Annotated in this window: 1 protein-coding gene; it reads right to left on the bottom strand. The window is 72.2% G+C overall.

Going from position 1 to position 15,250, the window contains the following annotated elements:
- Positions 1 to 15,250, bottom strand: a 15,250-nt coding sequence (locus NL1_RS33570; RefSeq protein WP_156095165.1) for a non-ribosomal peptide synthetase, incomplete at both ends; no start/stop codon positions are given.

The raw sequence follows: 15,250 nt of genomic DNA on the forward strand, positions 1-15,250 counted from the left end.
CCGACGCTGCGTCGGCGCGGCCCAGCTCGGCCGCCAGTGCGGCCACGGTCGAGTGCTCGAACACGATGCGCACGCCGACCGTGACGCCGAGCGCGGCGCCGAGCCTGGCGGTGAGTTGGGTTGCGGTGAGCGAGTTTCCGCCGAGGGCGAAGAAGTCGTCGTCCAGACCGACGCGGCCTGCGTCGTCGAGACCGAGTACCCCGGCAACGGTTTCCGCCACCGTCCGCTCCACCTCCGTGCGCGGTGCGCGGAATGCCGCGGCCCGGAATTCGGGCTCCGGCAGCGCCTTGCGATCCAGCTTCCCGACCGGTGTCAGCGGCAGCTCGTCGAGCGTCATGATGGCGGCGGGCACCATGTAGGCGGTCAGCGAGCGACCCGCGAAGGCGGTCAGTTCCGCCGGATCGACCGTCCGGCCCGGCGCGGCGACCACGTAGGAGACCAGCGCCACGACACCGTTGGCATCGGTGTGCCCGACGGTCACCGCGTAGGCCACGGATTCGTGCGCGGTGAGCACCGCGTCGATCTCACCGAGTTCGATGCGCAGGCCGCGCACCTTCACCTGGTGGTCGGTGCGGCCCAGGTGCTGCAGCGCGCCGGAGGCGGTCCAGCGCACCAGGTCGCCGGTGCGGTAGATCCGCCCGCCCGCGGGACCGTAGGGGTCCGCGACGAACCGGTCGGCCGAAAGTCCGGGCCGCGCATGGTATCCGCGGGCCAGTCCGGGCCCGCGCAGGTACAGTTCACCCGCGACGCCCACAGGCACCGGACGCAACCGGTCGTCGAGCACCAGCGCGGACATGCCGTGGATCGGCGTGCCCATGTCGAACGGCTCGCCGGGATGCATCCGCGCGCTGATCGTGGCGATGATCGTGGTCTCGGTCGGTCCGTAGGTGTTGTACATCTCGCGTCCGACGCTCCAGCGCCGCACCACATCCGGGCCGTACGACTCACCGCCGACCGTCAGCCGCGACAGCTCCGGCAGCTGCGCCGGATCGAGGGTTTGCAGGACCGCGGGCGTGATGAATGCGTGCGTCACCCGGTGATCGCGGATGAACGCGGTCAGCTCGGCCCCGCCGTAGACGCTCGCCGGTGCGACGACCATGGTCGCGCTCGCCGCGAGCGCGAGCAGCAGGTCCAGCATCGAGGCGTCGAAGCTCGGCGAGGACACGTGCAGGGTCCGCGACTCGGCAGTCACGCCGTACCGATCGCGTTGCGCGCGAGCGACTCCCGCGATGCCCGCGTGGGTTGCCAGCACCCCCTTCGGCACACCGGTGGAGCCCGAGGTGTAGATCATCCACGCCGCGTGGTCGGTGCGCACCGGACGCACCATCTCGCCCGCGGTGAGCGGGGCCGCGCTGGTGTGCCCCATCCGCGCCGCGGTGGCGGGCGCGTCCAGCACCAGCCATTCGACGGCGCCGGGCAGCGCGTCGTGCGCCGCACCGATCGTGAGGCCGATGGCCGCGCCGGAGTCGGTGAGCATGTGGGCGATCCGGTCGGCCGGATAGGTCGGGTCCACCGGGACGAAGGCCGCGCCGGTCTTGGTCACCGACCACACCGCGAGCAGCGCGTCGGCGGAGCGCGGGATGGCGATCGCGACCATGTCTTCCGCGCCGATGCCGTGCCCAGCGAGCATCCTGGCCAGGCGGGAGGACTGCTCGTCCAGCTCGCGGTAGGTCAGCTCTCGGTCACCGCAGAGCAGGGCGATGCCGTCCGGGTTCATGGCGACGGCCGCCGCCATCGTCTCGGCCAGGGTGCACGGCGGCACGGCCGCGGCGCCGCGCCTGGCGAGCAGTTCGGCGCGCTCGGCAGGCGCGAGCAGCTCCACCGCGCCGATCAGGCCCTCGGGCTCGGCGGTGAGTGCACCGAGGACCCGGCCGAACCGGCGCAGTAGGCCGGCGGCAGTGCCGTGATCGAACAGATCGGTCGCGTAGTTCAGTTCCACGGCGAAGTGCCCGTCGGCGTCCGGGTCAGCGGCCACGGTGAACTGGAGGTCGAAACGGGCTACGGGCTCATCGAATTCGACGGCCGAGAGCTCCAGCCCCGGCACCGTGAAGGCATCGGCCCCGGTGTTCAGGTAGCTCAGTGCGACCGTGAACAGCGGATGCCGTGCCTGCGTGGTGGCGACGCCGAGTTCGTCGGCGACGCGCTCGAACGGGACGGTGGCATTCGCGAACGCCGCCAGGTCGGCGGCCCGCGTTTCGGTGAGCAGTTCGGTGAACGTCTGCTCGGCGCGCGGCCGGGTGCGCAGCACCAGCGTGTTCACGAACATTCCGACCAGGTCGTCGAGCGCCGCCGCGCCGCGACCCGCGACGGGCGTGCCGATCGCGATGTCGGCGGAACCGGAGAGCCTGGCGAGCACCACCGACAGCGCCGCGTGCACCACCATGAACGGCGTCGCGTTGTGCTCGCGGGCGAGTTCGCGCACGCGCGCGCCGACGCCACCGCCGATCCGGGCGCGCACATTGCCGCCGCGCTTGCTCGCGACCGGCGGGCGCGGGCGGTCGGCGGGCAACGCCAGGTCCTCCGGCAGTTCCCGCAGCGTCTCGCGCCAGAACGAGAGTTCGTCGGCCGCAGCGCTTTCCACCGCGGCCGCCTGCCAGAGCGCGTAGTCCGCGTACTGTGCGGCCAGCTCCGGCCACACCGGCGCGGCACCGAGCACCCGGGACAGGTAGGCGGAGAGCAGATCTCGCACCAGCGGCCGCATCGAGTACCCGTCGGCGGCGATGTGATGCAGCACCGCGACCAGCACCCGGCTGGCCGGGCTCTCGCGCAGCAGTACCGCGCGCACGGGTACCTCGCTGGTGACATCGAAACCGGCGGCGAGGAATTCGGCGATCTGTTCCTCGACCCGGCCGGTATCGATCGGTTCGACCGCCAGCAGCGCGGGCGCGGAGGCCGCGGGCAGGATCACCTGGTGCGCCGTGCCATCGGCGGCGGCCGGGTAGATCGTGCGCAGCACCTCGTGCCGCGCCACCACGTCGGCGAACGCCGCGCCGAGCGCGACTTCGTCCACTTCGCCGCGTATCCGCATGGCGACCGGGATGTTGTGCGCGGCCGACGACGGGTCGAGCCGGTTGAGGAACCACATGCCGCGCTGCACGGGCGCCAGCGGCACCGAATCCGGTCTCGGACCGGCAACCAGCGGAACGACCGAATCTCCTGTGGCGGCGGTGATCCCGGCCGCCAGCGCGCGGACCGTCGGCGCCTCGAACAGCAGGCGCACCGGCACCCGCCTGCCCAGCCGTTCGCCGAGCCGGGCCAGCGCCCTGGTGGCGCTGAGCGAGTTCCCGCCCAGGTCGAAGAAGCTGTCGTCGACGCCCACCGGTCCGCACCCGAGCACCGCCTCGAAGGCGGCGGCCACCAGGCGCTCGGCCGGGCTGACCGGTGCCGTGTAGGCGGCGCGGTCGAACACCGGCTCCGGCAGTGCCTTGCGATCGAGCTTGCCCGAAGAGTTGAGCGGGAACGCGTCGAGCACCACGAAGGCCGAGGGCTGCATGTAGGACGGCAGCGCGGCCCGTGCGGCGTCGCGCAGCGCGTCCTGGAGTTCGCGCGGGGCGCGCGTGTGCTCAGGTGCCGGTACGACGTAGCCGACCAGGTGATCGCCGACCACCTGCGCCGCGGCCTGGGATACGCCCGCGACGGCGGCGAGCACCGCCTCGATCTCGCCGAGCTCGATGCGCTGACCGCGGAATTTCACCTGGAAGTCGGTGCGCCCCAGGTACACCAGCTCGGCGGTGTCGCCGCTGGTCTCCCAGCGCACGAGATCGCCGGTGCGGTACATACGTTCTCCGGGCACGCCGAACGGGTTGGCCACGAACCGATCCGAGGTCAAATCGGGCCTGCCGTGATAGCCGCGGGCGAGTTGCGTGCCCGCCAAGTACAGCTCTCCCGCCACGCCGGGAAGCGTCGGCCGCAGCCGCGAATCCAGCACGTAAACCCGGCTGTTCCACTCCGGGTTGCCGATCGGCATCACGGTGCGTTCGGTCTCGCCAGTCACGTCGCGATAGGTGATGCTCACCGCGGCCTCCGTGGGGCCGTAGAGGTTGTGCAGCCGGGCCGCGCTCACCGCGCCGAACGCGCGGACGGTCTCGGCGGGCAGTGCCTCCCCGATCACGAAGACGGCGCGCAGCTCGGCGAGGGCGGCGCGCTGCCCAGCGCCCTGCGCGTGCCCGGCGAACACGCTGAGCATCGAAGGCACGAAGTCGGTGACGGTGACGCCGTAGCGGCCCATCACCTCGGTCAGGTAGCCGGGATCGCGGTGTCCGTCCGGGGTGGCCAGCACCACCGTCGCGCCGACGCGCAGCGGCAGGAAGTAGCCCCACAGCGAGACGTCGAAGGTGGTGGCGGTCTTCTGCAGGTACACGTCGTCGGCGCGCAGCCGGTATTCCGACTGCATCCAGGTCATCTGGTTGACGATCGCCGCGTGGGACACGCTGACGCCCTTGGGCTTTCCGGTCGAGCCCGAGGTGAAGATCACGTACGCCGGGTTCTGCGGGTGGATCGGCGCGCCGCGCTCCTCGGTCGCGATCGGGTCGTCGTCGTAGCCGTCCAGTGCGACGGTGTCCACGAATACCGTGCGTCCGGTGTAGCCCAGCTCGGCGCGGTCGCGTTCCGTGGTGAGAAGCGCGGCGGGACAGGCGGTGTCGAGGATGTGGGCGATGCGCTGGGCGGGGTGGTCGGGATCGATCGGCACGTACGCGCCGCCCGCCTTGAGCACCGCGTACATGGCGAGCACGAGATCGGTGGAGCGTCGAATGGCCAGAGCCACCAGCGATTCCGGGCCGACACCGACCTCGATCAGATGCCGGGCCAGCCGGTTGGCGCGCTGATCGAGTTCGCCGTAGGTGAGCACGGCGGCGGGCGCGCCGTCGTCGGGGACGTACACCAGCGCCGGATCGTTCGGGGTGGCGGAAGCCTGCGCCTCGAACTCGTCGAGCAGCATCTCCGCCACGAACGCGGTGTGCGCGGAGTCGTTCCATTCGGTGACCACCCGGCGCAGTTCGCCCGCGCCGAACAGGTCGATGTCGCCCACCGGCAGGCTCGGGTCCGCGATCACCGCGGCCAGCAGCCGCTGGAATCGTTCGCCCATGGTGCGGATGGTCGCCGCGTCGAACAGGTCGGTGGCGTAGGTGAACCGCACCGCGTTGTCGGACACGGTTAGTTGCAGGTCGAAACGGGTTGTCTCGTAGTCGAACTCGTATTCGGCTACGGCGACCTCGGGCAGCCGCACCGCGATGGGTGCGAGGTTCTGGAAGAACAAGGCGACCTGGAACAGCGGGTGCCGCGCCTGCGAGCGCGGCGGGTCGAGCACCTCGACGAGCCGCTCGAACGGCACCTCGGTGTTGGCGAACGCGTCCAGATCGCTCTCGCGCACCCGCCGCAGCACCGCGGCGAAGGAGTCCGCGCCTGGCACCTCGGTGCGCAGCACCAGGGTGTTGACGAACATGCCGACCAGGTCGTCGAGCATGCGTTCACCGCGGCCTGCGATCGGCGCGCCCACGGCGATGTCCGCGGTGCCGGAGAGCCGGGCGAGCAGCACCGCCAGCGCGGCGTGCACCACCATGAACGGCGTCGCGTCGTGCCGCGCGGCCAGTGCGGCGATGCCGGAGGACACCGACTGGTCGAGCAGGACGGTGACGCTGGCCGCAGCGTGTGAGGGAACGGCGGGGCGCGGCCGGTCGGCGGGTAGATCCAGTTGCGCGGGCAGACCGCGCAGCGCCTGCCGCCAGTACGCCAGCTGACGGGCAGAGAGCGAGTCCGGATCGTCCTCGGCGCCGAGGAGTTCGCGCTGCCACAGCGCGTAGTCGGCGTACTGCGCGGGCAGCGGCGCCCAGTCCGGTGCGGCACCGGTGGTTCGCGCGGCGTAGGCGGCGGCGAGATCCCGGGCCAGCGGTCCCATAGAGAAGCCGTCGGCGGCGATGTGGTGCACGACGAGGGCGAGCAGATGGTCGCGCTCCGCGAGCCTGGCCAGCCCGATACGCAGCGGCACCTCGGCGGTCACGTCGAACGGGGTGGCGACGAACTCGGCGAGCGCGGCATCCGGGTCGGCCGCGTCCAGCTCGGTGATCGCGGGCACCGTGTCCAGGATCCGTTGGTGGCCGGCGCCGTCGCGGTCCGGGTAGACGGTGCGCAGGGTTTCGTGCCTGCCGATCACGTCGGCGATCGCGGCGGTCAGCGCCGCGGTGTCCAGGTCGCCCACGAAGCGGATGGCGACCGGGATGTTGTTGACGGTCTCCTCGGGATCGAAGCGGTTCAGGAACCACATGCGCTGCTGGGCGGGCGAGAGCGGAATCGATTCCGGACGCGGGCCGACGGTGAGGGCGGGGCGGCGGGCCGCACCCGAACCCGCGGCCGCGCGCTCGGCGAGTGCCGCGACGGTCGGCGCGTCGAACAGCATCCGCACCGGGATGTCGGTGTTCAGCTCGGCGCCGAGCCGCGCGGCCACCTGGGTGGCGATCAGCGAATTGCCGCCGAGTGCGAAGAAGTCGTCGGCGGCGCCGACCCGCTCGACGCCGAGCAGCTCGCCGAACAGGGCCGCGACGGTGCGCTCGGCATCGGTCTCCGGTGCGCGGAAGACCGCCGCCTCGAGTACGGGCGCGGGCAACGCCGCGCGGTCCAGCTTGCCCGAGGAATTGAGCGGGAACTCGTCGAGCACCACGAAAGCCGACGGCACCATGTAGCCGGGCAGTTCGGCGGCAAGCCGCGCGCGCACGGCATCGATGTCGATCGAGCCGCTCGCGGCGATCAGGTACGCCACCAGCTGGTCGCCGCCTACCGAGCCGCGCACGACCACCACGGCCTGGTCGACCGCGTCCACACCGGTGAGCGCCGCCTCGATCTCGCCGAGTTCGATCCGCAGACCGCGCAGCTTCACCTGGAAGTCGGTGCGGCCCAGGTACTCCAGTTCGCCGTCGGCGGTCCACACCACCAAATCGCCGGTGCGATACATGCGTTCGCCCGCGGCGCCGAAGGGATCGGCCACGAAGCGATCCGCCGTCAGCTCCGGTCGGGCCAGGTAGCCGATCGCCAGCTGCCCGCCCGCCAGATACAGCTCACCGGGCACGCCGACCGGCACCGGGCGCAGCCGGGCGTCCAGCACCAGCAGCCGGGTGTTGAACACCGGCCTGCCGATCGGCACCGACTCCGTGTCCGCGTCGGTGACCTCGTGATAGGTCACGTCCACCGCGGCCTCGGTCGGGCCGTAGAGGTTGTGCACCCTGGCGCCGAGGACCCGCCGCGCGCGCTGTGCGACGGGCGCGGGCAGGGCTTCGCCGGACGCGAAGACCCGGCGCAGCGCGGCGCAGTCGCGGGCCTGCGGCTCGTTGAGGAACACCGCGAGCAGCGAGGGCACGAAATGCACCGTGGTGACGCGCTCGGCCGCGATCAGCCGGGCGAGATACGCGGGATCGCGGTGCCCGTCGTGCCGCGCGACGACCAGGCGCGCCCCGATCTGCAAGGGCCAGAAGAACTCCCACACCGACACGTCGAAGGTGGCGGGCGTCTTCTGCAGCACCGTGTCGTCGGCGCGCAGCCCGTAGCGGTCCTGCATCCACACCAGCCGGTTGACGATGGCGGTGTGCGAGACGGCGACGCCCTTGGGGCGACCGGTGGAACCGGAGGTGAAGATGACGTACGCGGGATGGCCGGGAAGCAGCGCGCCCAGGCGGTCGGCGTCGGTCAGCGGGCCGTCGGCGAAGCCGGACAGGTCGAGGCGATCGATCCGAACCTGCCGTACCGCACCCGCTTCCAGATCCGTCCCGGAGGTGAGCACGCACACCGGACGCGCCGTGGCCAGTACGTAGTCGCTGCGGTCGGCCGGATGATCGGGATCGATCGGCACGTACGCGCCGCCCGCTGCCACGACCGCATACATTCCGGCGACCAAGTCGAGGGAACGCCGCATGCCCAGCGCCACACAGGTATTCGGCCCGACGCCCTGGGTGACCAGCCAGCGCGCCAAGCGGTGCACGCGGGCGGCGAACTCGCCATACGAGAGCATCGCGGAGCGATTCGTCGAGGGGTGGTGGTCGGGCGACGGGTGGGCCGAACCGATCCCTTCGAAGGTGAGCGCGGTCGCCTCGGGTGTGCGCGCGACCTGATCTTCGAACAGCGAAATCAGGGTGTGCGGGCTGGCGGCGACTCGGTGCGCGGTGTCGTTCCACCGCTCGAGCACCAGCGCGCGTTCGGCCGCGTCCAGCAGTTCGATATCGCCGACCCGGATCGCCGCCTCGGCCACCACGGTCTCCAGGATCCGGGTGAAGCGCGCCGCGAAGGACTCGATCGTGGCGCGGTCGAACAGGTCGGTCGCGTAGCGCAGCAGCGCGCGCAGCGCCGTGCCGGTGCCCTGCTGGTGTTCGACCAGTTCCAGCGCCAAGTCGAACTGCGCGACGCGGTTGTCCAGCGGGTAGGCCGACACCTCGAGCCCGGGCAGCTCGAGCACTGTGTCGTCGCGGTGTTCGAAGGTCAGCAGGGTCTGCACGATCGGCGAATGCGAATGCGAGCGCACCGGATTCAGCTCTTCGACGAGGCGCTCGAACGGAAGGTCGGCATGCGCGAAGGCACGCACGTCGATCTCGCGGACCGCGCGGAGCAGGTCGGCGAAGGATGCGTCGGCGCGCACCGGGGTGCGCAGCACGAGCGTGTTGACGAACATGCCGACGAGGTCGTCGAGCGCCTGTTCCGCGCGTCCGGCGACGGGGGTGCCGATCGCCACGTCCTCGTTCCGCGCCAGCCTGCCGAGCAGGGTGGCGAAGGCCGCGTGCAGCACCATGAACGAGGAAACACCGTGTCGCCGCGCCAGTTCCGCGACGGCGGCGGTCAGCTCGGCGGAGACCGCGAACTGCACGGCCGCGCCCCGCCCGGTGGCGACCGGCGGGCGCGGGCGATCGGCGGGCAGCGCCAGCACCGGCGCGAGTTCGGCCAGCTCGGCACGCCAGTGCGCGATCTGCTTGGCCAGCACCGATTCCGGGTCCGAGGCAGCACCGAGCGTCTCGCGCTGCCAGAGCGTGAAGTCGGCGTACTGCACCGGCAGCGGACGCCACTGCGGCGAGACGCCCGCGCCGCGGGCGGTGTAGGCCGTCATCAGGTCGCGGGCCAGCGGCGCGGTGGACACGCCGTCGGCCGCGATGTGGTGCACCACCACGACCAGCACGTGGTCTTCGGCGGCGGTGCGGAACAGCTCGGCGCGCACCGGGATCTGTCCGCGCAGATCGAACGACCGGGCCGCGAACGCCGCGACGGACTCCGGCAGCTCCGCCTCGGTGACCGCGACCGGATCCAGTTCCAGCGCACCCACTTCCGCGGCGGGTCGCACCGACTGGAACGGGCCGTCGGCGTCGGACGGGAACACCGTGCGCAGTGACTCGTGCCGCGCGATCACATCGCCGAGCGCGGCGGCCAGCGCGGTAGTGTCCAGCGCGCCGGTCAGCCGGATGGTGATCGGGATGTTGTAGACCGCCGAGTCCGGATCGAGGCGATTGAGCAGCCACATCCGAGTCTGCGCCAGCGACAGCGGAATCCGCTCCGGGCGCGGACCGGCGACCAGCGCGGGCCGCACGACTGCTGCGCCCGGCTCGGCCGAATGCCGCACGCGCACCGCGAGTTCGGCCACCGTCGGCGCCTCGAACACCTCGCGCACCGTCAGCGCGCAGCCGAGCGCCGCGTTGGTGCGCGCCACCAGGCGCATGGCCAGCAGCGAATTCCCGCCGCGGGCGAAGAAGTCGTCGTCCGCGCCGAGGCGGTCCGAGGCCCCGAGCAGATCGGTGATGAGCGCCGCGAGCACCGACTCCGCGCCCTCCCGCGGCGCGCGGTACGTCGCTGCGCCGCCGGTGAATTCGACCTTCGGCAGCGCCGCGCGATCCAGCTTCCCGACCGCGGTGAGCGGCATCTCGTCCAGCACGACCAGGTGCGCGGGCACCATGTAGCCGGGCAGCCGGTCGCGCACCGCGTCCAAGACGACGTCGGCCGCGATCTCCCCGCTGACGTAGCCGACCAGGCATTCGTAACCGGCGCTGTCCGCGGCCACCACGACGGCCGCGTTGGCCACGCCGGGCACTCCCGCCAGCGCCGCTTCGATCTCACCGAGCTCGATCCGCTGGCCGCGCAGCTTGATCTGGAAATCGTTGCGGCCCAGATAGATCAGGTCGCCCGCGCGGTTCCAGCGCACCAGATCGCCGGTCCGGTACATCACCGCGCCCGGCACGCCGAACGGGTCGGCCACGAATCGCTCCGCGGTCAGCCCGGTGCGGCCCTGGTAGCCGCGGGCCAGCTGATCGCCCGCGAGGTACAGCTCGCCGGGCACGCCGACGGGCACCGGGCGCAGCCGCGCGTCGAGCACGTAGACGCGAGTGTTCCAGCAGGGTCGCCCGATCGCCACGTCGCGACCGGAAGCCACGTCGGCGTCGGTGAATTCGTGATACACCGCCGAGATCGCCGCCTCGGTCGGGCCGTAGGCGTTGTGCACGGCGCCGTCGAAGCTGCCGCGGATCGCGGCGAGCAGATCGGGAGTCAGCGCCTCGCCACCGCAGTGCAGGTGCCGGAACGAGCGCAGCGCGTCGCCCATGCCCTCGCCGATGAGCGCGGCCAGCACCGACGGCACGTATTCGGCGATGGTGATGCCGTGCTCGCGCAGCAGCCCGGCGAAGTAGGCCAGGTCCAGGTGTCCGCCGGGCCTGGCGATCACCAGCGGCGCGCCGACCGCGACGGGCAGGAAGCACTCCCACACCGAGACGTCGAAGGTCAGCGGCGCGCGCTGCAGGATGCGGTCGGCCGCCGTGACCTCGTACCGGTGCTCGAGCCAGCGCAGCTGGTTCATGATGGCGCGGTGGGTGACTGCGACGCCCTTGGGCCGTCCGGTCGAGCCCGACGTGAACAGCACGTACGCGGTGTTGTCCTGGCGCAGCGCGGCGCGGCGCTCCGCGTCGGCAACCGGCCCTGCCGGGTAGCCGGAGAGGTCCAGCTCCGCCGGGCGGAGCACACGCACCCGTGGAAGCGGCGGCAGTTCCGCGCCACCGACGACCAAGACCAATGCGGGGTCGGCGCTCTCGATCACCTGGGCGAGCCGGTCGGCCGGATGCGTGTGGTCCAGCGGAAGGTACGCGCCGCCCGCGCGCACGATCGCGAACATCGCCACGAGCATGTCCAGCGAACGCAGTGCGGCGAGCCCGACGATGGTCTCCGGGCCGACGCCCTCGGCGATCAGGCGCCGCGCCAGGCGGTTCACCCGGGCGGCCAGCTCGCCGTAGGTAAGCGACTCGTCCTCGAAGGTTGCCGCGCGACCGTCCGGATCGGCGGCGGCGCGGGCGGTGAGCAGGTCGTCGAGGGTCTCGGCGGGCAGCGAGCGCGCGGTCGCGTTGCGGTCGCACAGCAGCGTGCCGCGCTCGGCGACCGACATCAGCTCGACGTCACCGACCGCGGTCCGCGCGTCGCGCGCCATCGCGCGCAGCACCCGCTCGAACCCGGCGAGGAAATCGGTGACCGTGCGCTCGTCGAAGAGGTCGAGCGCATAGTGCAGGTGCACGTCGATGCCGTCGGGTTCACCGTCCGCGTCGTAGCGATCGGTCAGTGTCCAGTCCAGGTCCAGCTGGATCGGTGCGGGCCCGATATCGAGCGCGCCGATGGCGAGGCGCTGCAACCGGAAGTCGGGCTTGGTCTGGTTCTGCAGCGTCAACGCCACCTGGTAGAGCGGCGAATGCGCCTGCGAGCGAACCGGATTCAGGGTGTCGACGAGCTGCTCGAACGGCACCGCGGCGCGCTCGAAAGCGGCCAGGTCGGCGGCGCGGACCTCGGCGAGCAGCTCGGCGAGGGTGGCCTCGGCGCGCACCTCGGTGCGTAGCACGAGGGTGTTGACGAACATGCCGACGAGCTCGTCCAGCGACTCCTCGCCGCGCCCGGCCACCGGTGCGCCGACGACGATGTCGCGGGTGGCGGCCAGCCTGCTCAGCAGCACGGCCAGCGCGGCGTGCAACACCATGAACGGGGTGACGCGGTGCTCCGCGGCGATCTCCCGGATGTCGCGGTGCATGGCCGCGTCGAGCCGTCCGGTGACGGCGCCGCCGCGGTTCGAGGCGACCGCGGGCCGCGGACGGTCCGACGGCAGCACGAGCACTTCGGGCAGGTCGGCGAGGCGGTGCGTCCAGTAGCGCAACTGGCCCGCCAGCACCGAGGACGGATCCTCCGCGCGGCCGAGCGCGTCGCGCTGCCAGAGCGCGAAATCGGCGTACTGGACGGGCAGCGGACGCCAAGACGGCGCGGCGCCCGCGCAGCGTGCGACGTAGGCGGCGGCCAGATCGCGGGTCAGCGGCGCGAAGGACCAGCCGTCGGCCGCGATGTGGTGCACGACGAACAGCAGCACGTGCACCGGCTGCGCGCCACCGTCCTCCACGTGAAGCAGCCGAACCCGCAGCGGCACTTCGGAAGTCACGTCGAAGCCCGCTTCGGCCGCCGCGGCGATCAGCGCGGGCAGCTCGGCGGCCCGCACCGGCCGCGGCGTCGGGTCGACCAGATGGGTGCCCGGCGGCAACACCACCTGGGTCGCCGTGCCGTCGTGTTCCGGGTAGATGGTGCGCAGCGTCTCGTGCCTGGCGATCACGTCATCGATGGCCGCCGCCAGCGCGGACGCGTTCAGCGCGCCGGTCAGCCGCAGCGCGAACGGGATGTTGTAACCACCGCTCGCGCTGTCGAATCGGTTCAGGAACCACATGCGCTGCTGGGCGATCGAGAGCGGGATGGTTTCGCCGCGTTCCGCGGCGAGCAGCGGCGGCAGCGTCACGGGCGCGGCCGGGCCGTCGAACGTCAGGCGCAGGGCCAGCTCACCGACGGTGGGCGCGTCGAACACGGCCCGTACGGGCACCTGCGTTCCGGTGGCCTTGGACAGCCGAGCGGCGAGCTGCGTAGCGACGAGCGAATTGCCGCCGAGCGCGAAGAAGTCGTCGTCCGCGCCGACCCGCTCCGCGCCCAGCAGCGTGCGAAAAGTCTCGGCGACAAGGGTTTCCGCCATGCCGTCGGCCGCACGGAATGTCACGGTTCGCCGCGCAGGCGCGGGCAGGGCCGCTCGATCCAGCTTGCCGGAAGCGTTCACCGGGAAGGCCGCGAGCACGACGAACTCCGCGGGCACCATGTACGCCGGTAGCCTGCGGGCGGCCTCGGCGCGCACCGAGTCCGGATCGAGCGCGGTTTCGGACACCAGGTAGGCCACCAGCTGATCGCCGGTGCCGTGGTCGTCGCGGACCAGCACCGCGGCCTGCGCCACCCCGGGCGCGGCGAGCAGCGCCGTCTCGATCTCGCCGAGTTCGATGCGCAGGCCGCGCACCTTCACCTGGAAGTCGGTGCGGCCCAGGAACCGGACCTCTCCCGCCGCGGTCCACCGCACCAGATCGCCGGTGCGGTACATCCGTGCGCCGGGCCCGCCGAAGGGGTCGGCCACGAAGCGCTCTCCGGTCAGGTCGGACCGGCTCAGATAGCCGCGGGCCAGTTGCGCACCGGCCAGGTACAGCTCGCCGGGCACGCCGACCGGGACCGGGCGCAGCCGCGCGTCGAGCACGTACATCCGGGTGTTCCACACGGGTCCGCCCATCGGCAGCGAGCCGATGTCCGCGTCGGTCACCTCGTGCGCCGACACCTCGACCGCCGTCTCGGTGGGCCCGTACATGTTGTGCACCCGCGCCGAGGTGAGCGCGCGCAGCCGCTGCGCGGTGGCCGCGGGCAGCGCCTCGCCCGAGCAGAAGACGTGCCGCAGGGTGGGCACGTCGGGCTCCTCGGCGACGAACGCGGCCAGCATGGACGGCACGAAATGCGCCGCGGTGACACCCTCGCGGCGGATCAGCTCGGCCAGGTAGGCCGGGTCGCGGTGACCGTCGGGGCGGGCGAGCACCAGCCGCGCGCCGACCTGCAGTGGCCAGAAGAACTCCGGCACCGACACATCGAAGGCAACCGGCGTCTTCTGCAGCAGCACGTCGGCGCCGTCCAGCGCGACGTACGCCGATTGCATCCAGCGCAACCGGTTCACGATCGCGCCGTGCGCGACCGCGACGCCCTTGGGCCTGCCCGTCGAGCCGGAGGTGAAGATGACGTACGCGGTGTTGGCGGCGCGCAGCGCGCCGCGGCGTTCGGCGTCGGTGATCGGGGCGTCGGAGTAGCCGGACAGGTCGAGCCGGTCGATGCGGACCTGCGCCACGTCGGCGTCCAGGTCGTCCCCGGAAGTCAGCACGGCAACCGGAATCGCGGTAGCGAGAATGTGTTCCGTGCGCTCGGCGGGATGGTCGGGATCCAGCGGCACGTAGCCGCCGCCCGCGGCCGTGATCGCGTACATGCCGACCACCAGATCGATGGAGCGCCGCATACCCAGCGCCACCAGCGAATCCGGGCCGACACCCTGCGCGATCAGCCAGCGCGCCAGCCGGTTGACCCGGCCGGCGAGTTCGGCGTAAGTGAGCGTCGCACCCTCGAAGGTGAGGGCGAGACGATCCGGGGTGCGTGCCGCCTGCGCGGCGAACAGCGAAGCGAGCGTCGCGGATTCGTCGACGGGGTGGGCGGTGTCGTTGAAGCGGTCGAGCACCAGAGCGCGCTCGTCGGCGTCCAGCAGCTCGATTTCGCCGACGCGAGCCGATGGGTCGGCGGCGACCGCGACCAGCAACCGCCGCAGCCCGGTGACGAAGGCCTCGACCGTCGCGGCGTCGAACAGATCCGTGGCGTAGCGCAGGCTGCCGGTCAGCCCGGTGTCCGCGGAGGATTCGGCGAGCACCAGGTGCAGGTCGAATTTCGCGCCGTCGTCGGGGATGTCGATCGGTTCGACCGTCAGCCAGGGGACCTCGACCACCGGCACTGTCTGCTGCGCCGCGCCGAAGCTCAGCAGCACCTGGAACAGCGGGTGCGCGCCGGTGCCGCGATCGACGTCCATCGCGTCGACCAGCTGCTCGAAGGGCAGCTCCGCGTTGGCGAACGCGGCAAGGTCCGCGCCGCGGACCGCGGTGAGGAAGTCCTCGAACGCGGTGTCCCCTCCGACCCTGGTGCGCAGCGCGAGGGTGTTGACGAACATGCCGATCATGGCGTCGAGGTCGCGCTCACCGCGCCCGCCGACCGGCGTGCCGACGACGATGTCGTCGGTGCCGCCCCAGCGCGCGAGTGTCGCGGCGAAGGCGGCGTGCAGCACCATGAACAGCGTCGCGCCGGAGCGGGCGGCCAGTGCCCGCAGTCCCGCGGCGACCTCGGCGTCGATCGCGAAGTCGACGGCCGCGCCGCGCCCGCTCGGCCGCGC

The organism is Nocardia lijiangensis NBRC 108240, assembly GCF_001613045.1.
In the GTDB taxonomy this organism is placed as follows: domain Bacteria; phylum Actinomycetota; class Actinomycetes; order Mycobacteriales; family Mycobacteriaceae; genus Nocardia; species Nocardia lijiangensis.